The 24,951-nt window shown below is 49.5% G+C and carries 20 protein-coding genes; 15 read left to right on the top strand and 5 right to left on the bottom strand.

All coding sequences use genetic code 11. The features are described 5' to 3' along the window. Window positions 1-343: 343 nt before the first annotated feature. Together ACMYUL_RS01655 and ACMYUL_RS01650 are read right to left on the bottom strand one after the other, a co-directional pair. Window positions 344-1,309 (bottom strand): IS30 family transposase, encoded by a 966-nt coding sequence (locus ACMYUL_RS01655; RefSeq protein ID WP_415771726.1) that lies wholly within the window; start codon window positions 1,307-1,309, stop codon window positions 344-346. 116 nt (window positions 1,310-1,425) lie between these two features. Then, entirely contained in the window at window positions 1,426-2,562 is a 1,137-nt protein-coding gene (locus ACMYUL_RS01650; RefSeq protein ID WP_415771724.1) for a polyamine ABC transporter substrate-binding protein, read from the bottom strand. A gap of 602 nt (window positions 2,563-3,164) precedes the next feature. Between ACMYUL_RS01650 and ACMYUL_RS01645 the strand changes: the two genes are divergently transcribed. From ACMYUL_RS01645 to ACMYUL_RS01630, 4 genes are all read left to right on the top strand, one after another. Continuing rightward, window positions 3,165-4,286 (top strand): porin, encoded by a 1,122-nt coding sequence (locus ACMYUL_RS01645; RefSeq protein WP_342031296.1) that lies wholly within the window; start codon window positions 3,165-3,167, stop codon window positions 4,284-4,286. Between the two features lie 146 nt (window positions 4,287-4,432). Further along, window positions 4,433-5,281 (top strand): RnfABCDGE type electron transport complex subunit B, encoded by an 849-nt coding sequence (locus tag ACMYUL_RS01640; protein WP_342031295.1) that lies wholly within the window; start codon window positions 4,433-4,435, stop codon window positions 5,279-5,281. A gap of 425 nt (window positions 5,282-5,706) precedes the next feature. Beyond that, window positions 5,707-6,858, top strand: coding sequence for an ATP phosphoribosyltransferase regulatory subunit (locus ACMYUL_RS01635; protein WP_070498926.1), 1,152 nt, complete (start codon window positions 5,707-5,709; stop codon window positions 6,856-6,858). A gap of 105 nt (window positions 6,859-6,963) precedes the next feature. Beyond that, a complete protein-coding gene (locus ACMYUL_RS01630; protein WP_415771721.1) occupies window positions 6,964-8,262 on the top strand; it encodes an adenylosuccinate synthase in 1,299 nt (432 codons plus the stop codon). A gap of 129 nt (window positions 8,263-8,391) precedes the next feature. On the opposite strand, the gene ACMYUL_RS01625 is transcribed toward ACMYUL_RS01630, so the two are convergent. Beyond that, window positions 8,392-9,681, bottom strand: a complete 1,290-nt coding sequence (locus ACMYUL_RS01625) for a DUF2931 family protein (protein ID WP_415771719.1) — start codon at window positions 9,679-9,681, stop codon at window positions 8,392-8,394. A gap of 546 nt (window positions 9,682-10,227) precedes the next feature. Here ACMYUL_RS01625 and ACMYUL_RS01620 point away from each other — a divergent pair. After that, the gene (locus ACMYUL_RS01620) at window positions 10,228-11,100 is read left to right on the top strand and encodes an NAD(P)-dependent oxidoreductase (protein ID WP_342031291.1); all 873 of its coding nucleotides are present in this window, start codon (window positions 10,228-10,230) and stop codon (window positions 11,098-11,100) included. A 156-nt stretch (window positions 11,101-11,256) separates the two neighbouring features. Continuing rightward, complete coding sequence (gene yciA, locus ACMYUL_RS01615; protein WP_003759083.1) at window positions 11,257-11,694, top strand: acyl-CoA thioester hydrolase YciA; 438 nt, start codon at window positions 11,257-11,259, stop codon at window positions 11,692-11,694. A gap of 186 nt (window positions 11,695-11,880) precedes the next feature. On the opposite strand, the gene ACMYUL_RS01610 is transcribed toward yciA, so the two are convergent. Beyond that, entirely contained in the window at window positions 11,881-14,010 is a 2,130-nt protein-coding gene (locus ACMYUL_RS01610; RefSeq protein ID WP_415771716.1) for a LysM peptidoglycan-binding domain-containing protein, read from the bottom strand. Between the two features lie 209 nt (window positions 14,011-14,219). Between ACMYUL_RS01610 and ACMYUL_RS01605 the strand changes: the two genes are divergently transcribed. From ACMYUL_RS01605 to fumC, 7 genes are all read left to right on the top strand, one after another. Continuing rightward, complete coding sequence (locus ACMYUL_RS01605) at window positions 14,220-14,879, top strand: class I SAM-dependent methyltransferase (RefSeq protein WP_415771714.1); 660 nt, start codon at window positions 14,220-14,222, stop codon at window positions 14,877-14,879. Between the two features lie 246 nt (window positions 14,880-15,125). Continuing rightward, on the top strand, window positions 15,126-15,953 hold the full coding sequence (gene mutM, locus ACMYUL_RS01600) for a bifunctional DNA-formamidopyrimidine glycosylase/DNA-(apurinic or apyrimidinic site) lyase (protein WP_415771712.1): 828 nt from the start codon (window positions 15,126-15,128) through the stop codon (window positions 15,951-15,953). Window positions 15,954-16,053: 100 nt separating this feature from the next. Beyond that, a complete protein-coding gene (locus ACMYUL_RS01595) occupies window positions 16,054-16,824 on the top strand; it encodes a 1-acylglycerol-3-phosphate O-acyltransferase (RefSeq protein WP_070514923.1) in 771 nt (256 codons plus the stop codon). Window positions 16,825-17,012: 188 nt separating this feature from the next. Continuing rightward, entirely contained in the window at window positions 17,013-17,750 is a 738-nt protein-coding gene (locus ACMYUL_RS01590) for a redoxin family protein (protein WP_415771710.1), read from the top strand. Window positions 17,751-18,001: 251 nt separating this feature from the next. Beyond that, a complete protein-coding gene (locus ACMYUL_RS01585) occupies window positions 18,002-19,408 on the top strand; it encodes a dihydrolipoyl dehydrogenase (protein ID WP_415771708.1) in 1,407 nt (468 codons plus the stop codon). Window positions 19,409-19,998: 590 nt separating this feature from the next. Next, window positions 19,999-21,501: a phosphate acetyltransferase gene (pta, locus tag ACMYUL_RS01580; protein ID WP_415771706.1), complete on the top strand. Its 1,503-nt coding sequence runs from the start codon at window positions 19,999-20,001 to the stop codon at window positions 21,499-21,501. Window positions 21,502-21,861: 360 nt separating this feature from the next. Then, the gene (gene fumC, locus ACMYUL_RS01575; protein WP_415771704.1) at window positions 21,862-23,250 is read left to right on the top strand and encodes a class II fumarate hydratase; all 1,389 of its coding nucleotides are present in this window, start codon (window positions 21,862-21,864) and stop codon (window positions 23,248-23,250) included. A gap of 82 nt (window positions 23,251-23,332) precedes the next feature. On the opposite strand, the gene ACMYUL_RS01570 is transcribed toward fumC, so the two are convergent. Then, the gene (locus ACMYUL_RS01570) at window positions 23,333-23,944 is read right to left on the bottom strand and encodes a CNP1-like family protein (protein ID WP_415771702.1); all 612 of its coding nucleotides are present in this window, start codon (window positions 23,942-23,944) and stop codon (window positions 23,333-23,335) included. Window positions 23,945-24,051: 107 nt separating this feature from the next. On the opposite strand from ACMYUL_RS01570, the gene ACMYUL_RS01565 reads away from it, so the two are divergent. Continuing rightward, window positions 24,052-24,276: a sulfurtransferase TusA family protein gene (locus ACMYUL_RS01565; RefSeq protein WP_415771700.1), complete on the top strand. Its 225-nt coding sequence runs from the start codon at window positions 24,052-24,054 to the stop codon at window positions 24,274-24,276. Window positions 24,277-24,289: 13 nt separating this feature from the next. Continuing rightward, window positions 24,290-24,892: an NMCC_0638 family (lipo)protein gene (locus ACMYUL_RS01560; RefSeq protein WP_342031287.1), complete on the top strand. Its 603-nt coding sequence runs from the start codon at window positions 24,290-24,292 to the stop codon at window positions 24,890-24,892. Window positions 24,893-24,951: the final 59 nt, after the last annotated feature.

Here is a 24,951-nt window from a genome sequence, read left to right as displayed (position 1 = left end):
ATGGAATAGAAAACCGGGTAATTAAATAATTTTGGGTTTTGTGGTGTATTAATATGTTTTCGATATAGGGCAATCGCAATCTGTACATAGCGCAGGTAATGCGGTGCTGATTTGTTTAATATAGTGGATTAAATTTAAATCAGGACAAGGCGACGAAGCCGCAGACAGTACAAATAGTACGGCAAGGCGAGGCAACGCCGTACTGGTTTAAAGTTAATCCACTATATCTTCAAGTTGCAGTTTATTGAGTAATCTTTAAATTCGTTCGATAGCAGTAAAAAAGGTCGTCTGAAAACCAAATTTGATTTTCAGACGACCTTGGATTCGGATTTCAAGTGCAACACTAGTGTATCAGTGGTTTGAACAGCTTCAAGAATAAAACACTTGGCGTTTCGTAGCCAAGTGTTTTTCTTGGCCGGTGGTTCAACTCATCTTGAACCCTGCGTATCTCCCGATCACTGATGTTTCGGAAATCGGTTTGCTTGGGGAAATATTGTCGGATGAGTCCGTTGGTGTTTTCATTCAGACCTTTCTCCCACGAATGGTAAGGGCGGCAAAAATAGGTTTCCGCCTTCAATGCTTTGGCTATTTTGGTGTGCTGGTAGAACTCTTTGCCGTTATCCATGGTGATGGTGTGGACTCTGGCTTTATGTGCCCTTAATACCCTAATGACTGCCGGGGCAGTGTCTTCGGCCTTTAAGTTATCCAATTTACAGATGATGGTGTAGCGGGTAACGCGTTCGACCAAGGTCAATAATGCGCTTTTCTGTCCTTTGCCGACGATGGTGTCGGCCTCCCAATCGCCGATGCGGGATTTTTGGTCGACGATGGCGGGTCGGTTTTCTATGCCGACGCGGTTGGGCACTTTGCCTCTGGTCCATGTGCTGCCGTAGCGTTTGCGGTAGGGTTTGCTGCATATTCTGAGGTGTTGCCACAAAGTGCCGCCGTTGCTTTTGTCTTGGCGGAGGTAGCGGTAAATAGTGCTGTGATGGAGCGTGATCCCGTGGTGTTTGCACAAGTAGGCGCATACTTGTTCGGGACTGAGTTTGCGGCGGATAAGGGTGTCGATGTGCTGAATCAGCTGCGAATCGAGCTTATAGGGTTTTCGCGGGTGCTGTTTGGTAAGCCGGTTTTGCCGTTGCGCTTTTTCGGCGCTGTATTGCTGTCCTTGGGTATGGTGCCGCTTGATTTCGCGGCTGATGGTGCTTTTGTGACGGTTAAGCTGTTTGGCGATTTCGGCGATGGTGCAGTGGCGGGACAGGTATTGGATGTGGTATCGTTCGTCTTGGGTCAGTTGTGTGTAGCTCATGGCAATCTTTCTTGCAGGAAAGGCCGTATGCTACCGCATACTGGCCTTTTCTGTTATGGAAAGTTGCACTTCAAATGCGAATCCGCCGACCTTTAGTTTTCCAACGCATCAAACGGCTATTTGCCTGCTTTCAACGATTGCCACAGGCGGACGCTCAGGCGGCTCGCATCTGTTGATTTGGGCGATACGATGAAACTTTTATCCATCAATTCCTTGGTTGGGAAAATAGACGCATCGCCGGTATATTTCTCGTCCATCAATGCGCGGGCAGGGCGGCTGGCGGGGGCGTAGGTAACGAAATTGCCGTTTTGCGCCGCGACTTCGGGAGCGAGCGTGTGGTTGATGTATTTGTGCGCATTGGCGGTATTTTGGGCATCGCGCGGAATCATCAGGGAATCCACCCAGATGCCGACGCCGCTTTTGGGTGCTAACACTTCGATTTCGACGCCGTTCTTCGCTTCTTGCGCGCGTGTTTTGGCGATGTTCAAATCGCCGCCGTAACCGACTGAAACGCAAAGGTTGCCCGCCGCCATATCGTCAATATAGCCTGACGAAGTGAAGCGTTTGATGTCGGGACGCACTTTTTTCATCATGTTGACGGCGGCTTTGATGTCGTCGGGGTTTTCGGTATTCGGGTCTTTGCCTAAATAATGCAGCGCGAGAGGGATTTGTTCGATGGCGCTGTCAAAATAGCTGATGCCGCAGGATTTCAGCTTTTTGGTGTATTCGGGATTGAACACCAAATCCCATTCGTTTTCGGGCAGCTGCTCCGTCCCCAAGGCTTTTTGAACCAGTTTTTTATTGATAGCGAGCGTATTGATGCCCCAAAAATATGGGACAGCGTATTGGTTGCCCGGATCGACTTTTGCCATCATGGCAAGCAGGTCGGCATCAATGTTAGCGTAGTTCGGGATTTGGCTTTTGTCTATTTTTTGATACGCTCCGGCTTTGATTTGGCGTCCGACGTTGGCAATGGACGGGGCAACGAGATCGTAACCGGATTTGCCGGTCAAAAGTTTGGCTTCCAGGGCTTCGTTGCTGTCGTAGTAGTCGTAGCGGACGTTGATATGCGTATTTTTTTCGAACGCTTCAAGCGTGGCGGGATCGACGTAGTCCGACCAGTTGTAGATATTGAGTTTGTCAGACGAAGTATGCGAAGAGTGGGCGGAAGATTCTGCGGCGGTTTGTTGTCCGCCGCTACATGCAGTCAAGACGAGGCCGATGAGTGCCGCCGCCATTGAAGTTTTTTTCATGGATACAGTCCTTTTGCGAAAGAGGAAAACATTGCAGCGGTGGCAGCGGGTAATATAGTGGATTAACTTTAAATCAGGACAAGGCGACGAAGCCGCAGACAGTACAGATAGTACGGCAAGGCGAGGCAACGCCGTACTGGTTTAAAGTTAATCCACTATACAAACTGACCACATGCAAAAGGTTAACTGTGGGGGCGGCCGGCATATGCCTCAGGCCCTTGATTCAGCAGGTTCGCATTAAACGGCAAAATCCCTGTCGGCGCAATAGTTTAGACAGGAAAATTTCTTCGTTTTTTCATTGCTTTCCGCTATGGTTTTCTTCATAAACAAAAAAATATTCAGACGACCCGAAAAGGTCGTCTGAAAAAAGTTGCAATTGCCTTATTTTCAATCTTGAGGCAAGGGAAAAATAGGGATTGTGCCAACAAAATTGCAGAAAGGATGAATATTAAAGATTCCAACGATATCGTGTTGTTGAAATGCAAATTATATTTGAAATAAATAATAATTTTTATCAAGATAAAAAGAGTTGTCTAATAATCCATAAATCATTATGATTGAGTTTGGTATTTTTACTCAATTTTAAAATTCGAGGAGGACTCATGAAGAAAATATTGATTACTTTAACCGCAGCAGCCCTACCTTTTGCAGCATCCGCCGAAGTTGTCCTGTACGGACAAGTTAAAAGCACCATCACCTCCGGACAGGTGAAAATCAAAGGTAGCGAAGGTACGGAAAAAAGCGCGACCGCGACCCGTATCAATGACAATACCTCGCGTATCGGCTTCAAAGGCAATGAAAAACTTTCAGACGACCTCAAAGCCATCTGGCAAATTGAACAGCGCACTTCCATTTTGGGCGAATCCAACAGCCAACGTTTCGGCAACCGCAATTCCTTCATCGGTTTGGAAGGCAACTTCGGTAAAGTTCGCGCCGGTAACATCGACAACATGCTCAACGAAATGGATACCATTGATCCATGGATGTATAAAACCGACGCCATGGGTTTGGGTATCAACACCCGCACCGGCGTACGTACGACCTCTTTGCGTTATGACAGCCCTTCGTTCGGCGGATTCAAGTTCAATGCCTCCTACGCTCCGCGCGACAACCGCAATCCGGACGACAGACACGTACACGAAAAACCGAGCAAAGAGCAATATACTGCCGGTTTGATCTACGAAAACAACGGTTTCGCCACCAAACTGGGCTACGGTCATTATAAAGGCGCGTACACCAACAAAGACGGCAAAGCCAAAGCTGCCCAAATCGCTAAGATTGAAAGCTACTACGACAAAGACAACCTGTTTGTCGGCGTAGGTGCGCAATATGCCAAAGGCCATGAAAGCGCGAACAAATATTTGGCGCACTTTACCGATGATTTCAATACCTACAAAGGTGTTGACATCACTAAAGATTCAGGCAAAGAAGAAGCTGTTAAGGTTGTAGATGCAGCCGTTACCGTGGGCTATACCTTCGGTAACTTGACCCCGCAACTCAGCTATGCTCACGGTTGGGCGGCAAAAGGCGTGAACAGCGGCGAGAAACTGGTTGATAAATTCGACCAAGTTGTGGTTGGTGCTAAATACAAATTCAGCAAACGCACTTCCATGCTTGCTCATGCCGGCTATATGAAACTGGGCAGCAAAACCCGCCTGACTCCTGATTACACAGGCTCTGTTGAGCAAAAAGCCGTTTCTTTCGGCTTGGCACATAAATTCTGATTAAGTAGGACAAATAGTCAGAAAATATAAAAGGTCGTCTGAAAACTCAGTTTGGGTTTTCAGACGACCTTTTTAGTTTGGTCTTTGGTTTCCCTACATTCCGTTTCCCGATAAAATACACGCTTTCGATTTTGACTCTATCTGCCATGCCGACCGACCTTCAAGCCATCAACCGCCTGCTGCCGCAAACTCAGTGCCGAGAATGCGGCTATCAAGGCTGCCTGCCTTATGCACAAGCTTTGTTGCACGAGGATGCGCCTGTTAATCTGTGCGCGCCCGGTGGAGAAGCGGTGATGGTAGACATTGCCGCCTTATTGGGTAAGCCGTGTGTCGCGCCGGTCAAAACTCAGCCCAAAGCCATCGCCCTGATAGACGAGGCCGCCTGTATCGGCTGTACCGCCTGCATCCGCGCTTGCCCTGTCGATGCGATTATTGGCGCAAGCAAGTTCATGCACACCGTTATCAGCGACGAATGCACAGGCTGCGGACTCTGCCTTCCGCCTTGTCCGGTGGATTGTATCGACATGATACCTTCCGAACACGACTACCTCCCCGCCGCGCGCAGCCTGAGCCACTCTTCCGAAGCGCGTTTCGCCGCCGCCGAACACGCGCAAAGCCGCTTTGATTGGCACACCGAGCGCAAAGCGCGTGATGAGGCAGAACGCAAAGCCATGCTTGCCGAGCGCGAAGCCGCCGTTAAAGCCAAGCAGGCGCAAATTCAAGCCGAAACCAAAGCTGCTGCCAAACCTGCCTTCAATCCCATGGATTTGATTGCCAAAGCCATGGCGAAAGCCCAATCCCAACAAGACAAACTGGTTGCTTCCGACAACCGCGAAGCATTCAAAAACCGACAAATCGAAGAAGCCAAAGAGCGCGCCGAATTGCGCCGTGCCCAACGCGATGTCAAATATGGCAACGAAGAAGAAAAAGCCGCCGCGCTTGCCTATCTGCGCCGTTATAAAGCGGAGCAGGAAGCAGCCAAAGAAATACGATGATTTTGGTGGAGAGACTTTAAAGGTCGTCTGAAATAGGTTTTCAGACGACCTTTAAGCTAAATCGAATATGGGATTGATGATATGTTGGGGATAGTGCAAACAGTGTCTTTACTTTGAAATCCCCGATTGTCAGATACGCTTCCTAAACTTATCATTTCTCGCACACAAAACCTGATTTACGCCAAAGTCTCGGGTTGTCGTGTATGAAAACAGGCTGCACAAAACTGTTTTGTATGGTAAAGTTTGCTTTTAATAACTCGGCGGTTTAAAGCCGTCATTCAGGGGCTGTTTGAATTTAAAATCAGATTTATTGGAAACGCTGCATCATTTGCGCGGCGTATTTCGAGAAGCGGGCTGTGTGTCCGTCTGGTTTTAAATTCAAGCAGCCCTTTGCGTTTGCAAAAACAGATAGAAGGTAGATTCCCATGCAATCTTGGCAGCTTCCCGAACATGTTGCCGATGTGTTGCCGACCAACGCCCGACAGTTGGAAAGCGCGCGAGAGCAGTTGTTGACTTTGTTCCGAGTGCACGGTTACGAGCTGGTACAGCCTCCGCTGATGGAATACAGCCATTCCCTGCTGACGCACATTGACGCGGGTTTGTCTTTGAAAACCATTTTGGTGGTCGATCAGCTGAGCGGTCGGCAGTTGGGCATCCGCGCCGATATTACGCCTCAAGTGGCGCGTATCGATGCGCATCTTTTGTCTGCCAATCAAGGGATTAACCGATTGTGTTACGCAGGCCCTGTGTTGCACGCACGGCCGGAGGGTTTGCTCAATATGCGCGAACCTTTGCAAGCAGGGGCGGAGATGTATGGTTTCGCCGACATCAGAGCGGATATCGAACTGATTGACTTGATGCTCAAGAGCATGAAGATTGCCGATATGGGCGAGGTTTTGCTGTCGCTGGGTCATATCGGCGTATTCCGCGCTTTGTCCGATGCGGCGCATTTAAATGCGGAGCAGTCCAAAACGCTGCTTGCTTTGATGCAGGATAAAGATACCGAGGCGGTCGAAGCGCAGGTCAAGGCTTGGAAGCTGGACGGTATGTGGGCAAAAGCATTCTCGCTGCTGCCGCGTCTGTATGGCGGACGGGAAGTGTTGTCCGCCGCACGCGAACGATTGCCGGATTTGTCTGTGGTCGGCAGCGCCTTGGACGAATTGCAGGCAGTGTGCGACGCATTCCCGAATCAGAAAGTCCATATCGATTTGTCCGAACTGCGCGTCGACAATTACCACACAGGCTTGCTGTATGCGGCATACGGCTCCAATTTCCATGACGCGGTCGCTCGGGGCGGGCGTTATGACGGATTGGGCGAATATTTCGGCCGCGCACGTCCTGCGACGGGATTCAGTTTCGACTTGCGCAGCTTTATCGGACGTTTGCCCGCCATTGAGCGGCAGCCCGTCGTGTTGGTCGATGCGGACGATGCCGAAGCGGCACGCGAAGCAGTCGAAGCCTTGCGTGAACAAGGGCAGTGTGTCGTGATTGATTACGGTATCGGACACAACGCTTCGGAAGAGATTACAGGTCGTCTGAAAAAGTCGGACGGCGTTTGGCAGGTTGAGAAACTTTAAATACCCATTCATAGCGGATTAAAGGCAAATCAGGGTAGGGCGAAAAGCCGTCTTGGTTTGAAGTTGATTCACAATAATTTTTTAATATTAATAGGTTATATGGCTATGGCTAAAAATGTTGTAGTAATCGGCGCCCAGTGGGGCGATGAAGGCAAAGGTAAAATCGTTGACTGGCTGGCGGAAGAGACCAGCGGTGTCGTGCGTTTCCAAGGCGGACACAATGCGGGACACACTTTGGTCGTCGGCGGCAAGAAAACCATTTTGCGCCTGATTCCGAGCGGCATTCTGCATGAAAACTTGGACTGCTTTATCGGCTCGGGCGTTGTCGTTTCCCCTGAAGCATTGTTGGGCGAAATTGACGAATTGAGCGCAGCAGGTGTGAAAAACGTCGAAGGTCGTCTGAAAATCGCGCCGACCTGCCCGCTGATCCTGCCTTACCACATTGCGCTTGACCAAGCCCGCGAAGCATCACGCGGCAAGGGCAAAATCGGCACGACCGGCCGCGGCATCGGCCCTGCGTACGAAGATAAAGTGGCACGCCGCGCCATCCGCGTCGTCGATTTGCTGCATCCTGAAAAACTGCGTGAAAAACTGGATGCCGTCCTTGCCTATTACAATGTTCAACTGCAACATCTGCACAATGCCGAGCCGGTGAAAGCGGAAGACGTGATGGCGGTTATCGAAAAAGTCGCGCCGCGCATTACGCCTATGATTACCGACGTATCCCGCGTGTTGAACGAGAAAAACAAAAACGGCGAAAAACTGCTGTTTGAAGGCGCGCAAGGTACGCTGTTGGACATCGACTACGGCACTTACCCCTTCGTTACCTCGTCCAACTGCTTGGCAGGAGCCGCTTCCGCAGGCGCGGGCGTAGGTCCGCAAATGCTGGATTATGTTTTGGGCATCGTCAAAGCCTATACCACGCGCGTCGGTTCAGGCCCGTTCCCGACTGAATTGTTTGACGAAGTCGGTGCAGGTTTGGCAGAACGCGGACACGAATTCGGCTCCGTAACCGGTCGCGCACGCCGCTGCGGTTGGTTCGATGCCTCCGCATTGAAACGCTCCATCCAAGTCAACGGCATTTCCGGGATGTGCATCACCAAACTGGACGTGATGGACGGCATTGAAACCATCAATATCTGCGTCGGCTACGAATTGCCCGACGGCAGCAAAACCGACATCCTGCCTTGCGGTTCCGATGCGGTAGAAACTTGCAAACCGATTTACGAAACTATGCCCGGCTGGAGCGAATCCACTTTCGGCGTGAAAAGCTATGACGCATTGCCTGCCAATGCCAAAGCATATTTGAAACGCATCGAAGAAGTCTGCGGCGCGCCGGTAGCCATCGTCTCTACCGGCCCCGACCGCGAAGAAACCATCGTTTTGCATCATCCGTTCGCATAAGGGTTTGATTGTAAAAGGTCGTCTGAAAACTTGGGTTTTCAGACGACCTTTTTGTATAGGCCTGACATGGAACGGCAGTCATGAAATATGGTTTACTTTGCCGATCATTTTCCTATATTCATGATTTCCTTAGTAATAAGCATTATTGTTGATTTCGTAACGTTGATGGAGCTTAGCATCTGGCAATGCAATTTTTTGTCCATCTTTTTGAATATATGCTTCTATCAACTCAAAATAATCATTGAATTTCAATTTCAAAGTAGCAAACTGATTCATTGATGGTGTACTAATATTATGCACTCGAGTCCTTCCAGGAAACGCCTGTTGAAATATTCTATACAGCCTGTTCAGCCGAATATCGTCGTATATAATTTTATAATCATTCTGCTCTTGTTCTTCAGTCTTAAATGGATGCAATCTAATACCCCACCGCTTACCCGTTTCCTTTTCGATCAACCATATCTTGATGTAAGTCGGAATTGCCTTCATTGTATTCTTCTCTTCTTCGATTCTCTCCTTACCTATGGCTGTCCAGCGCTCTGTATTGGCGAATTCCATATAGTATTCGCCGTTCCATTCTCCCCCATCCACTTCAACTTCCAAATTCCATGGATATTTCGTTTGCATCTGTTTGTACCACTCCGCACTAACCTTTTTGGGCCCATCAATATAAGAGTGGTAGAAATTGGGGTATTCTTTACGGACTCTGTCTAAATATTCTTTCCGTTCTTCCTGATTGTGAAAACCTGCGACTTTGTAATACCATATTTCATTGAAGTGATGTTTGGCAGCCTCTTCCACAGAAGGCATGATTTCTTTTGCCTGCCAGGACATCAATTCCTTGCGGATAAAGACATCGGTAAGGTTCAACGTAACCCATCCTCCAGGCGCAACTGCCAATTCAAAATTATCAGGAGATTCATATCGCGGAATTTCTGTATCCTCTACTGTATTATTGAATACCCTGTAACTTTTTGCCATCATAGGACGTATCTCGTCGGTTGGGAGGGCTTCGTCCAACTGATAAAATTTATTTTCAAACTGGGAGGAATAGGTAAAAGTCAACCTTTCGGGAAGTAAATCAAACTCTGCCGTTCTTCCCAAATACCCTCCTCTGCCCCATATAGATCCCTTACCAAAGAAGTTTCGCAATACTGTTCCGTTCTGCAAATAAAAATCAGAACTGTACTTATTTGATACATCTATTGCTTCTGCATCCAATGTTAAATATGAGGAATTTTCTGGTGTGGCGTTAACCAATATTGCATCTGCCATCGTAATTCCCCAAGCCATACCTTTTGCCTGCTCGGGATTGCCGTGGCCTTCAATCATTCTGTTTAATCCCGCATTTGCCAATGCAATACTGAGGTAGCCTGCTGCTACTATTCCTAAAAGGATATTTGTTTTCTTGTGTTTCATTCAGACGACCTGTTTACTAATTTATTGATTCCAATATAGATAAGAGTTAATGATTTCCATCCAATATCTGTAAATTACCCAGCCATTGAGCAAAATAAAAATAACTGCGCAATATTTCCAATGACGGTTTTGATACATTCTGATGATGCAGTAGGCATTGATAATTAGAAAAAACGCATATTTGCCAATTTCTTCCCAAAATACCTGAAGCGCTAACACCCAATATCCCATATCCCCACCCATTTAAATTTTTTCAAGGTTTTCATTATCGAATTTAAAAATTATCCCTATGTTGCTATTATCAGTGATTAAACCCTATGAGTGAGGTCGTCTGAAAACGATATTTCAGTTTTTCAGACGACCTTTTTCTATCATTGGACCTGATTGGCAGTGTTTTTATGAAAAATATATGTATTATACATTATTAAACGAAAGGCGATTTTGTTCATGTCAATATAAACATCTCATCCGGTCCTCTGAAAAACTTTTCAGACGACCTGTAAACCTATATGATTGCACGGCGATACAAACAAAGGAGCAAATTCAATGTCAACAAACGAATACACGCAAATCGGCTGGATAGGTTTAGGTCAAATGGGCAATCCGATGGTAACGCGGCTTTTGAACGCCGGTATTGAAGTCGGTGTTTACAACCGCTCGCCCGATAAAACCGCCGACCTTGCCAATAAAGGCGCGAAAGTGTACGCAAGCACCATCGATCTTGTCCGCGCTTATCCCGTTATTTTTCTGATGGTTTCCGACTTCGCGGCTGTGCGCGATATTTTGAGTGAAGAGGTTCGCGAGGAGCTTGCGGGCAAAATCATTGTCAACATGAGCACTATTGCTCCTTCTGAAAATCTTGCCGTTAAAGAATTGGTCGAAGCTGCGGGCGGTCAGTTTGCAGAAGCGCCTGTTTCCGGTTCGGTCGGTCCTGCTACCAACGGTACGTTGCTGATTTTGTTTGGTGGAGAAGAAAGTGTTTTAACGCCTCTGCAAAAAGTGTTTTCCATTGTCGGCAAACAAACTTTCCATTTCGGCGGGGTAGGGAAAGGTTCGGGTGCAAAACTCGTGCTCAACTCCCTGCTGGGTATTTTCGGCGAAGCATACAGCGAGGCTATGCTGATGGCCCAACAGTTTGGTGTCGATACGGGTACCATTATCGAAGCCATCGGCAATTCCGCAATGGATTCGCCTATGTTCCAAACCAAAAAATCGCTGTGGGCAAACCGTGAATTCCCACCTGCCTTCGCACTCAAACACGCTTCCAAAGACCTTAATCTGGCGGTCAAAGAGCTGGAGCAAGTCGGTAAGTCGCTGCCTGCCGTTGAAACGGTTGCTGAAAATTACCGCCAAGCGGTAACGGCAGGTTACGGAGAGCAAGACGTTGCCGGAGTTTATTTGAAATTGGAAGAACGTTAGAAATAGCGTTGTCTCAGAATATGGGTTCAAGGTCGTCTGAAAACCGTATAGAAGTTTTCAGACGACCTTGTTATCGCAGGCAACCCCCAATAAATACTGCTTCAATCGGCTTCTCAACTTCATACGAAAGCTGCACCTCTAAAAAGGATATTTCCCATGACGCAAAATGAAAAACAACACACTAAACCACAAGGCGAGCTTTTGCTGCGCACCGTTGCTATGCCGCGCGACACCAATCCAAACCAAGATATTTTCGGCGGCTGGATTATGTCGCAAATGGATTTGGGCGGCGGTATTTTGGCGGCGGAAATCGCACAAGGCCGCATTGTTACCGTAGCTGTTCAGGAAATGAATTTCATCCGCCCTGTGAAAGTGGGGAATGTCGTCTGTTGCTACGGCCGCTGCGTGAGCGTGGGTAATACTTCGTTACAACTGAAAATCGAGGTTTGGGTAAAAACATTGATGAACGATCATCTTACTGAAGATCGCCAACTTGTTACGGAAGCTGTCTTCACTTATGTTGCCATTGATAGTGAAGGTAACAAACGCCCGATTCCGAAAGAGGGTAATCCAAAACTGGAAGGCTTGATTTAAGCAAAAAAGGTCGTCTGAAAACGGGTTTCAGACGACCTTTTAATTTGGTATTGGGATTAAATTTTATCTACTATAAAAACTTTCTCTTTAAAGGGAAGTGTGGTGATGATGTAGGGTAAATTAAGTTTCTTGGCAAATAAAAAGTCGCCTGAAAAATTTCAGACGACTTTTTGATGAACAATGATCTTAACTGCCGATTAATTTCAAACGTTGACCGGGTGTCACGCCATTGGTATTTCGATTCCAGCGGCGGATATCGTTTACATCAACATTGAAGCGGTTGGCGATGGTATTTAAAGTATCGCCTCTGCGAACGGTATAAGAAACGTTTCGGATGCTGTTTCGAGTTTTAGCAGGTGCTGCGGTAACACGCAACAGCTGACCTTTACGGATGTTATTGCCTTTGATGTTGTTGGCAATAATCAAATCAGCAACGCTCAAATTGTAACGACGGGAGATATTAAACAGCGTATCACCATCGGCTACACGGTGCATACCGGCACCTGCAGTTTGAGATTGCTGCTGATTGCCCGCACGAGCTAAACGTGCCTCAGTACGGCTTTGTTGTTTGGCAGTATTGGCGGCAATGCGCTCGCTACGTGCTTTGACTGCGTCAGACGCAACATTTTGCTCGCTCGCAGCTTGTGCGACTACTGTATTTTCAGTTTGAGTGCGAAGATTAGAGTCCACCAATGCCATCAGTTCATCAGCTGTTTCAGTAGCTTGCGCCGGAGTGGCTTGAGCAGTAGTCAACTCAGTAGTTGTATTCGCAGCAGTTTGCTCGACAACGGCAGGCTTGCTTTCAGCTTGAGCCAATTGGGCAAATATTTCAGGAATACGTTCTTCTTTGACATTTGCTGATGCCAAATCTGCAGAAGAGTTGGTTTGAACGGCTGCAGGTGCGGCAGTGATATCTGCTTTGGCGACAACCGTAGAAGCTGCGGAAGTGACTTTGCTTTCTTCGATAGCAGGGGCTGATTGTGCAACCAAAGTTTCGGATACTGCTTTTTTGCCTAGAGCTACATAATCAGTAGGTGTTGCGGCAACGGGCTTGATGTTTGCAAAATTCGTTGTAGGAATATTTGCTTTTGCCGTTTGAATAGGCGCCATTTCCGGCATATTGGAACGGTAAGTATCCGGTCTGTTATCAACATCAATGAACGAAAGCGCATCAGGTGCGGCAGAATTAGACGCTTCATTCTTGGCTACCAAAATACTGCGATCGGAAGACAGGGAATTATTACCCAAGCCATTCAGTCGTTTGATTTCGGAAACGCTCATGCCGGTTTCTGCTGCGATGGCGTTCAAGCTGGTATTGTTTCGAGATGTGTATACGTTCCAAGACAACAAAGTATCGGGATTTGCGTTTCGGTAGTTTTTCTCGAAAGAAGCCACAGAATCAACAGGCAGCAACAGGCGGCGATTGTTTTTCGGGATGAATACAGGCGCATTGAATCCCGGATTGAGTGTCAGCAATTCGCTTTCGCTGATGTTGGCGAAGCGGGCGATAGTGCTGTTGTCAATCGGCTTGTCGATGCTCAGGGATTTGAAATACGGCTGATTGTTGATTTCGGTGATATTCATGCCGAAAGTTTGCGGGTTTGCAACGATATTGCGTACGGCCAAGAGTTTGGGAACGTAATTCCGTGTTTCGTCAGGCATGCGCAGATTTTCGTAAATCGGCTCCAAACCTTGCGCACGCGCCCGATTGACGGCGCGACCGACATTACCTTCGCCCCAGTTGTAGGCAGCCAGTGCAAGAGACCAGTCGCCGAATAATCCGTGCAGGTATTGCAGGTAATTCAATGCTGCGTCAGTTGCTGCGTAGACATCGTGACGGCCATCATACAAAGGGGTTTTTTCCAAGCCGTAGTGGCGACCCGTTGCAGGCATAAACTGCCACAGACCGGATGCGCCGACATGTGATTTTGCTTTGGTAACAAATGCGCTTTCGATAAATGGCAGCAATGCGATTTCGGCAGGCATATTGCGTTTTCTGACTTCGTTGGCAATATGATACATATAGGGTTTGCTGCGGGTAATGGTGCGGTCGAAATAAGCACCATTGGCGGCAAATTTGCTTTCATGACGGCGAACAAGTTCGGAATTGACCTCGTTCATGCGGAAATCCTTGCGCAACGATGCCCAAAGGCTGCCCGTTCCGAAAGTTTGCGCTTTGGCTTGATCCAAAAGAGAGGAATTGAGGCGCATCATTGCCATACCTACTTGATCTGGTGTGGCATTTTGAGCGTATGCTGCGCCTGAAGCTGCGGATAAACTTGAAATGGTAAGTGCGATGGTTTTCAGTTTTGCCATGATGAATCAATAATTATCAATGATATAAGGTTAAATTTAGTCTACCCGATGGTACTGTTTGAAGATGTAGCCGTCAAGGTAAAGGGGGTGAAATTTACATATGCTTGAGTCTTAATGTTAAAATCTGTGGCATAAATACGGCGATTGCATTGTATTTTTCTATCGGACAGTAGAAATGAACGCATGAAACAGTTAATAGGATAACGACTATGGATGTATGGTTTGAAAATACGGCTATGGGGCGTTATGTTGCTCAAAACGAAGCTGCTTTTTTTGAGCAGCATTTACAATATTTCGACGGACAAACCGTCGTCCAGCAAGGCGGCGAATGGTTGAGGTCGTCTGAAAACGTGGTTGTCGTGCACCGCGATGTATTGATGACGGCGGATGCTATGGCTTGGGAAAGTCATTCTATTGATGTGCTGCTGATGCCGCACAGTCATGAAACTGCCGCACTGTCGCAAGTGCTGCATGAAGCGTCCAGGGTGTTGAAACCTGAAGGGCGGTTGGTTTTGACGGGGTTTAATCCGAAATCTTTGTGGTTTTTCAGCAAGTGGTTTGATGGAGTGCGCCTGCCTAAAAGGGAGCATTGCCTGACTTTGCCGGCTTTGAAGCAGCGGCTGGCGGATTTGGATTTTGAGGTGGAATTTGGAAAGTTTATGGTGTACCTGCCTGCTGTGAATTCGCAAAAGGGGCTGCGGTTTTGGCGTTTTATGGAGAAGGCAGGGGACAGGTGGTGGCCACAGTGCGCGGCGGTGTACGGTTTGGTTTTGGTCAAACGTATGGCGGGGGTTACGCCTTTGCCGGAGTTTGAAAAAATATTGGGAACGCAGACGGTGGCTTTGGGTGCGGCGCGGATTTCGGATTGAGAAATGCGGCGTTGGTAAAACCGGAATGGCCGGGTTTCAGACGACCTTTCGAGGCTGAGCATTTGAAAACAGCAGGTTTGACTCCATAAAAATAGCCTCTTCTATATTTGTCATCCTGCCTTGAATTTGCTGCTTTCTGCCTGTAAAGCCGATTGGTTGCAAATTGTCAGGCCGCTTTGGCATCGGTAGAATCTTAGGTCGTCTGAAAAAGGCGATGTTGATTGTATTAGCTTGAGGATAAAGAAAATGCCGGAATTGCCTGAGGTGGAAACGACTTTGCGCGGTATCAGCCCGCATATTCAAGGTAAAAAGGTGGCGGATGTCGTGTTGCGCCAAACCAAGCTGCGCTGGCAGATCAATCCGCAGTTGGCGGAGCTTTTGGCGGGGCAGGAGGTATTGAGTTGTCGTCGGCGGGCGAAATATCTGATTATCGGTTTTGAAACGGGTATTTTGTTGATTCATCTGGGCATGTCGGGCAGTCTGCGGATTTTTACGGACGGCGATGCGCGGATTGATCATCCCGATAAACATGATCATGTGGACATTGTGTTTGCGGACGGAACGGTGTTGCGCTATCACGACCCGCGTAAGTTCGGCGCGATTTTGTGGTATGAAGGCATCGCGGAACATCATCCGCTCCTTGAAAAACTGGGCCCAGAGCCGCTTTCAGACGACTTTTCTGCCGATTATCTGTATCAAAAGCTCAAAACGCAAAAACGCGCGGTCAAACTGGCTCTGATGGACAATGCCGTCGTGGTCGGCGTAGGCAATATTTATGCGAACGAAAGCCTGTTTAAATCGGGCATATCGCCGCACCGCCCTGCGGACAAGGTTAAGAAAAAAGAATGCGCCGTCTTGGTGGAGACGGTGAAAGCAGTGTTGCAGCGCGCGATTGAAACCGGCGGCAGCACGTTGCGTGACTTCGTCAACAGCGACGGCAAAAGCGGCTATTTCCAGCAGGAATATACGGTGTACGGCAGGCACAACGAACCTTGCGTCTGTTGCGGTGGTTTGGTACAGAAGGAAGTTTTGGGGCAGCGCGGGACGTTTTATTGTCCGAACTGCCAAAAATAATGTATGAACCTGTTTTCAGACGACCTCTTTGTCATCTTGGTCGTCTGAAAGCGTTATTACTATGATTTGATACACATTTAAGACGAAAAGAAAAACAGTTATGCACTCACAAAAAGCCCCGTTTTTTACCCGTTTGGGCAGATTGTTCCGCTTGGCAGGGTGGTTATTCCGAACCGGAAGGCATTTGCGCCGTATCGATGCCGGCAATCCTGCCGAACGCGATCATGCGGTCATTACTCTGGGAAAAGGCGCGCTGGAAGCCTTGGATATCGAATTGGAAATCGGCACGCCGCCCGCGGATAATGTGAAGGGTGTTTTGGTGGCGGCAAACCATGTGTCTTGGCTGGATATTTTCGCCATGAGCGCAGTGTATCCGAGCAGCTTTATCGCCAAGCAGGAAATCAAAGACTGGCCGGTGTTGGGCAAAATGGGGCAAAACGCAGGTACGGTGTTTATCAACCGCAATTCCCGTCGCGATGTCGAGCCGATTAACCAAGCCATTTGCGCTGCGTTGAAAGCAGGGCAGAATGTCAGCTTTTTCCCCGAGGCACGGACTTCTTTGGGCTTGGACATTTTGTCATTTAAAGCCGCACTCTTTCAATCCGCCATCGATGCCGACGCGCCTGTTCAGGCGGTTACGCTGCGCTATTATGATGATGCCGGTAAAAGGACGACTGTGCCGTCTTATGCGCAAGTCGATTTGGTGCGCTCGCTCTGGCGCATCGTTTCCATGAAAAAGCTGCGCATCCGTATTGATTTTGCCACCCCGATTCGCCCCGGCAAAGAAGAAGACCGCTTTATGTTGAAAGACAAAGTGGAAAGCAGCATCCGTGAAGTCGTATTGTCCGATGCACACGATTCCGAAAAATAATTCCAAGCCAAGGGCTTGTTTTCTTTCAGACGACCTCTATTTAAATGAAACGTTCGCAGGTTGGGTTTCATAGCTTCAGGTAATTAATATTATTTGAACTATAAATTATACAAATCAAACTACCTGCGCTAGAATGCACACATTCACTCGTATCATTCCCTAAACCTAAAATTTCAAGGAGATCCAAAATGGCTTTGCAAGATCGTACCGGTCAAAAAGTACCTTCCGTCGTATTCCGTACCCGCGTGGGCGACACTTGGAAAGATGTTTCCACTGATGACTTGTTCAAAGGTAAAAGAGTAGTCGTATTCTCTCTGCCCGGCGCATTTACTCCGACTTGTTCTTCTTCCCACCTGCCACGTTATAACGAATTGTTCGGCGCGTTCAAAGAAAACGGCGTTGACGCAATCTACTGCGTATCTGTAAACGATACTTTCGTGATGAACGCTTGGGCTGCCGAAGAAGAAGCTGACAACATCTACATGATTCCTGATGGCAACGGCGAATTTACCGAAGGCATGGGCATGCTGGTCGGCAAAGAAGACTTGGGCTTCGGCAAACGCTCTTGGCGTTACTCCATGCTGGTTAACGACGGCGTGGTTGAAAAAATGTTCATCGAGCCTGAAGAGCCGGGTGATCCTTTCAAAGTGTCTGACGCTGACACTATGTTGAAATTCATCGCCCCTGACTGGAAAGCTCAAGAGTCTGTTGCCATCTTCACCAAACCCGGCTGCCAATTCTGCGCTAAAGCTAAAAAAGCTTTGCAAGACAAAGGTCTGTCTTACGAAGAAATCGTATTGGGCAAAGATGCAACTGTTACTTCCGTTCGCGCCATTACCGGCAAGATGACTGCTCCTCAAGTCTTCATCGGCGGCAAATACATCGGCGGCAGCGAAGATTTGGAAGCTTACTTGGCTAAAAACTAATTGCTTGATGCTTAAGACGGTTTGAAAAAGCCGTCTGAACAGAAAAATAGAGTTATTCAGACGATACGCTACATGGTCGTTCTGAATAGCTCTATATTTACAAGTAGAATTTGAGATTATTGTTTTAAATCGAGATTTTTAAAATGGCTATTGATTTTATATTATCGATAGTTTATTAAAAGGTCGTCTGAAAACCTGATACGCTTCACGCTGATACCGCTTCGGACGCTCAACAAAAAAGGACAAAGATTATGAAAAAAATTCAAGCAGATGTCGTCGTAATCGGCGGCGGTACTGCCGGCATGGGCGCGTTTCGCAATGCCCGTTTACATTCGGATAATGTTTACCTGATTGAAAACAATGTGTTCGGCACGACCTGCGCGCGCGTGGGCTGTATGCCTTCCAAACTCTTGATTGCCGCCGCAGAAGCGCGCCATCACGCACTGCATACCGACCCGTTCGGCGTGCATTTGGACAAAGACAGCATTGTCGTCAACGGCGAAGAAGTGATGCACCGCGTCAAATCCGAGCGCGACCGTTTTGTCGGCTTTGTCGTTGCCGATGTGGAAGAGTGGCCTGCCGACAAGCGCATTATGGGTTCGGCTAAATTTATCGACGAGAATACCGTCCAAATCGACGACCATACCCAAATCACGGCAAAAAGTTTCGTGATTGCTACCGGTTCGCGTCCCGTTATCCTGCCGCAGTGGCAGTCTTTGGGCGACCGTTTGATTATCAACGACGATGTTTTCTCATGGGATACGCTGCCTAAGAGCGTTGCCGTGTTCGGGCCGGGCGTTATCGGTTTGGAACTGGGTCAGGCATTGCACCGTTTGGGCGTGAAAGTCGAGATTTTCGGCTTGGGCGGCATCATCGGCGGTATTTCCGACCCCGTCGTTTCAGACGAGGCGAAAGCCGTGTTCGGCGAAGAATTGAAACTGCATTTGGATGCTAAAACCGAGGTCAAACTCGATGCAGACGGCAATGTAGAAGTCCATTGGGAGCAGGATGGCGAAAAAGGCGTATTTGTTGCCGAATATATGCTGGCAGCCGTAGGCCGCCGTCCGAACGTTGACAATATCGGTTTGGAAAACATCAATATCGAAAAAGACGCGCGTGGCGTACCCGTTGCCGATCCGCTGACCATGCAGACCAGCATTCCGCATATCTTCATCGCGGGCGACGCATCCAATCAACTGCCCCTGCTGCACGAAGCTGCCGACCAAGGCAAGATTGCCGGCGACAATGCGGGCCGCTACCCGAATATCAGCGGCGGTTTGCGCCGCAGCACCATCGGCGTGGTGTTCACCAGTCCGCAAATCGGCTTTGTCGGTTTGAAATACGCGCAGGTTGCCGAGCAATACCAACCCGACGAATTTGTTATCGGCGAAGTATCGTTCAAAAACCAAGGCCGCAGCCGCGTGATGCTGGTAAACAAAGGCCATATGCGCCTGTATGCCGAAAAAACCACCGGCCGCTTTATCGGCGCGGAAATTTTAGGCCCGGCCGCCGAACATTTGGCGCACCTGTTGGCATGGGCGCATCAAATGAAGATGACCGTTGAGCAAATGCTGGATATGCCGTTCTACCATCCCGTTATCGAGGAAGGTTTGCGTACCGCGTTGCGCGATGCTGATGCGAAGCTGAAACAGGCTTGATAGGTTGACTTAATCAATCAGCCGAAATGAAAGGTCGTCTGAAAACCTGATGATTTAAGGTTTTCAGACGACCTTTTTTGTCTTTACATTGCGGAATAAAATCAGTTGCTGGGTAATGTGTAGTTCGGATACCTGTATCCGACGAATATTTGATGTTTCTGTTTTCTTTACGCGTTGTGGCAGATGGAGATGTCAGATTCAAGAATCTGATCTACAGCAGACTTAGCTGCCGAAACGAGAGGTCGTCTGAAACTTGGGCTTAAAGGCGGAAATCCTTTCAATCTTAACTATTCATCAAAGCCTGTTCAGATGGTTGATATCAGCAGGGTTCTGTATGTTACAGGACTCAGCTTTTTTTCATTTCAAACGGTATTGTTCGCGGTAATCAGTAAAGATTAAAAGGAAGGGGATGGCTGGTTTCGATTTTAGCCCATTCTTTATGCGTTTCTTAAAAATCCATTGCATTTTCGCTCAATCCATTAACATTTAACCTTGTTGGAAACGCGGTTTGTTTGTTAGTATTAAGCCATTGCCGTTAGGTCCGCATCACGGCGGCGACGGACAACCTCCAAATAGAAAGGACACATATCATGGCTAAATTATTGGTCGCTCCGGTATCCGCCGGTTTGGACGTGGCAGCAGCAAGCAAAGCCTTTGCCCAAGCTTTGGGCGCGCAAGTTTTCCAACCGCTCGACGCATCCGCCGAAACCCTGTTGGCGCAAGGCAAAAGCGACGACTGGTTTGACGCTGTGGTCGGCAAAGCCGTCGCACTCAATACCGACAAACTCGTTATCGAAGGTATCGCCCCCGATGCGGACAAACTCTTCCTGTCCGGCAAAAACGTCGAGCTGGCACTGTCTTTGGATGCAGGCGTAGTCCTGGCATTGCAATCTGACAATGCCGACGCAGCCGAAGCGGCACACCGAATCAACCTTGCCAAACAGCTTTACACCAACTCTCCGGGCCTTTTGGAAGGCTTCATCATTGAAGGCGCGGCAGCATCCGTAGGCGAAGAAGTTGCCCGCCTGACCGGACTGACGTTCTACGGCTCAAGCAGCGCACTCAAAGACGTATCTGCTTTGGCAAAACGCGAAGCCTCCCGCCTTTCTCCTGCTCAATTCCGTTACAACCTGATTGATTTTGCCCAAAAAGCCGATATGCGCATCGTCCTGCCCGAAGGTGCAGAACCGCGTACCGTCGCCGCAGCCGCCATCTGCCACGAAAAAGGCATTGCCCGCTGCGTCTTGCTTGCCAAACGCGAAGAAGTTGAAGCCGTTGCCAAAGAACGCGGCATCAGCCTGCCTGACTCGTTGGAAATCATCGATCCCGCTACATTGGTCGAGCAATACGTCGAGCCGATGTGCGAATTGCGCAAATCCAAAGGCCTGACGCCTGAAGACGCCCGTAAACAACTGCAAGACACCGTCGTCCTCGGCACCATGATGATGGCGCAAAACGACGTGGACGGCTTGGTATCCGGTGCCGTTCATACGACCGCCAACACCATCCGCCCCGCCTTGCAGCTGATTAAAACCGCACCGGGCGCCAGCCTCGTGTCCAGCGTATTCTTCATGCTGCTGCCCAACCAAGTCCTCGTCTTCGGCGACTGCGCGGTCAATCCGAACCCGACGCCCGAACAGCTTGCTGATATCGCCATCCAATCCGCCGATACCGCCAAAGCCTTCGGTATCCCGCCTAAAGTTGCCATGATTTCCTACTCCACCATCAACTCAGGCAGCGGCCCTGATGTCGATGCTGTGATTGAAGCCACCAAACTGGCAAAAGAAAAACGCCCGGACTTGGAAATCGACGGCCCGCTGCAATACGATGCGGCTACCGTGCCTTCAATCGGTAAAAGCAAAGCGCCTGAAAGCACCGTCGCCGGTCAGGCAAGCGTCTTGATTTTCCCAAGCCTCAATACCGGCAACTGCACCTACAAAGCCGTACAACGCAGCGCCAACGTCCTGAGCGTCGGCCCGCTGTTGCAAGGTTTGCGCAAACCGGTCAACGACCTCTCCCGCGGCGCACTGGTAGAAGACATCGTCTTCACCATCGCCCTGACAGCGGTTCAGGCAAAACAAATGGCAAACTGATTACTTGAATTTTTAAAGTAAACACAGGTCGTCTGAAAACCTATCAATAAGGTTTCAGACGACCTTTTTATAGTGGATTAAAATAAAAATGAGACAAGGCGGCAACGCCCGCCGTGTACGGGTAGTACATAAGGGCGTTGGCAACGCCGTATCATTGCAATTTTAATCCACTATATATTTTGGCATAGCCCAAACAGGTTAGACACAATTCCTTCGTCTGTCTCAATCTTCTTTTCAGCTTTCAAAACGCCGTCCGAAACTGCTTGTTCAAACCTCCTTCCCCCGCTTTTCAGACGACCTCCTGCCCGCTATAATACGCTTGCAAATTATTTGCATTATCATTTAACTTAGGAGAAACGAATGAGCACCCGTACCGAACACGACACCATGGGCAATGTCGAAGTCCCGTCCGAAGCCTATTGGGGCGCGCAGACCCAGCGCAGCCGCAACAATTTCAAAATCGGCGGCGAAACCCTGCCGCAGCCGTTGATTCATGCTTTGGCGTTGGTGAAAAAAGCCGCCGCCGCCACCAATGTTTCCCTCGGCAGGATTAAGCCCGAACAGGCGGATTTGATTACGCAGGCGGCGGACGACGTGTTGAACGGCAAGCTCGACGGGCAGTTTCCTTTAGTGGTTTGGCAGACCGGCTCCGGCACGCAGTCCAATATGAACATGAACGAAGTGCTGGCAAACCGCGCCAACGAAATCGCCGGTACAGGTTTGGCGGCGTACCAGCCCGTTCATCCCAACGACCATGTAAACCACGCGCAATCGACCAACGACGCGTTCCCGACCGCCATCCACGTCGCCGCCGCGATTGAAATCAACCGCCACCTTATTCCGGCGGTAAAAGCCCTGCGCGACACATTGGACAAAAAAGCCAAAGAATTCGCCCCCATCGTCAAAATCGGCCGCACCCACTTGCAGGACGCGACGCCGCTGACTTTGGGTCAAGAGTTTTCCGGCTACGTTTCCCAGCTCGACCACGGCTTAGGCCGTCTGAACGACGCGCTCAAAGGTTTATACGAACTCGCCTTGGGCGGCACAGCAGTCGGTACGGGCTTGAACAGCCATCCAGAATACGCCGAAAAAGCCGCCGCCAAACTCGCCGAACTGTCCGGTCTACCGTTTGTCAGCGCGCCGAACAAATTTGAAGCCTTGGGCGGACGCGATGCCGCGGTTGCCGCTTCGGGCGCATTGAAAACACTGGCGGCAAGCCTGAACAAAATCGCCAACGACATCCGCTGGCTGGCAAGCGGCCCGCGCTGCGGTTTGGGCGAAATCAAAATCCCTGAAAACGAGCCGGGTTCGTCCATCATGCCGGGCAAAGTCAACCCGACCCAATGCGAAGCGATGACCATGGTGTGCTGCCAAGTGTTCGGCAACGACGTCGCCATCGGCATGGCGGGCGCGTCGGGTAATTTCGAGCTGAACGTCTATATGCCCGTTATCGCCTACAACCTCTTGCAATCCATCCGCCTGTTGGGCGACGCGTGCAACAGCTTCAATGAACACTGCGCCGCCGGCATCGAACCCGTGCCGGAAAAAATCGATTATTTCCTGCACCATTCCCTGATGCTCGTTACCGCGTTGAACCGAAAAATCGGTTACGAAAACGCCGCCAAAGTCGCCAAAACCGCCTATAAAAACGACAAATCGTTGCGTGAAACCGCCGTCGAATTGGGCTTGCTGACGGGTGAAGAGTTTGACGAACTGGTCGTCCCCGCCGATATGGTTCATCCGCGCTGATTGACGGTTTGAAATACGGCAAAGGTCGTCTGAAAATGTTTCAGACGACCTTTTTTGATTTTTTGAAACCGGTCAAAACAGCTTATTTGTCGTGGTTTACCATCTTCGGCGCGTAGCGTCCGGCGCGTTCTTTGAGGCGTTTGACCAGGCCTTCGGTGGTGGTCGGTACGCCGTCGGTACAGAAGGCTTGGTAGAGGACGGCGCGCATCGCGTCGTTTTTGTTGAAGGTTGAGCCTATGGGTTTCCATTCGGCTTTGCGCGGCTCGATCCAGCGGCGGTTGACGGTGTCGCCGTAGCCGAACACTTTATAAGACGAGCGTTTGTCTTTGCCGTATGTGAAGGACGAACGGGCGCAGAAGAGGCCTTCGACGGTCAGGTTGTCATGGCCTTTGTCGGAACGCACGTTGAGGATGTAGCGGATGCTGCCGTCGGGAGAGGGCATGATTTGCAGGCTGCTGAGGAGGATTTTGGGCTGTTTGCCGTAGTCTTCGCTGACGTAGAGGTCGAACCAGTCGCCGGATTGGGTGTCGGGCAGGGGCGGGAGCGCGGTTTTTTGTTCGGCGAACTCGCGGGCTGCGGCTTCTTCCGGGCTTTCTTTGTAGCGTGTGTTGAAGGGGGTATCTTTTTCGCTGAATCCGGCGGCGTTGACTGCCGTGGCGGCAAGACAGAGGGTCAGGAGGGCGAGACGGCGCATGGTGTGCTCCAAAGTGAAAATGGCTTTATTTTATGGGTTCGGCGGGGTGGGGTGCAAGTAAGTACGGTATAATTCATGTTAATCCTTTTAACGGAACATCGGAAACTATGAACGCACACACCTTAGACCTGAAGGGGCTCAGATGCCCTTTGCCGATTTTGAAAACCAAAAAAGCGTTGGCGCAAATGGAGGCAGGCGAAGTCCTGACCGTGTTGGCGACCGACGGCGGTGCGCCCGGCGATTTTGAGGCTTTCTGCAGCCAGACCGGGCATGTCTTGCTCGAATCGCGTGAAGAAGACGGCGTGTTCACGCTGGTTGTGAAACACAAATAAAGGTCGTCTGAAAATGGCGAAACGTCCGATTTCAAGGCTTTTGACGCTTGCCGCTTTCTCCGTTTTATTGGCGGCGTGCGGCAGGGAAGAAGTGCCGCCCGAGCAAATGGCGGATCGTGCGAACGCGGCAGCGGAATTGTTCCGTCAAGGCTGCGTCGCTTTTGACGGGGCTGCCGATAAGGTGCGCTCTTTTGCCGATAATGAAAAGCTGACGGCTTTGAATGCGGAAGAAATCGGCAGGCTGCCCGCAGGTTTCATCGAGCCGGATGCGCTTGCCGTTTGGAAGAAAACGCAGGACGGCGCGGATTATTATTTGAGCCTGACCGGCGACAGTTGCAGCGTGAAGACGGCGCGGGCGGACGAAACCCTGATACGCAAGCAGTTTATGGTATTGGTGGAAAACCCGCCGAAGGGTTTGAACAACGAATTGCGCACCGATCAAGCCTCCGAATCGCCGATTCCGATCCGCCAGTTGTCCTACGCGTGGCGCGCGTCGGGCAGCTCGGAAGAAACCCTGCTGACCGTCAAAACCACCCCATCCGACCAGCTGCCCGTGCAGGCGGTGTTTTACCTGACGCATCAGTCCTACAACGGCAAGCCTGTTCTTGTGCAATAGCCTTTTCAGACGACCTTAGGGACTGTCGGCATTCAATAGTTTCCGTGTCTTTTTATCTT

This window comes from Neisseria sp. CP9, from assembly GCF_047758525.1.
Taxonomy (GTDB): Bacteria; Pseudomonadota; Gammaproteobacteria; order Burkholderiales; family Neisseriaceae; genus Neisseria.
Note: the sequence above shows the minus strand (reverse complement) of the source record. Positions and strands in the feature narration are given on the sequence as shown.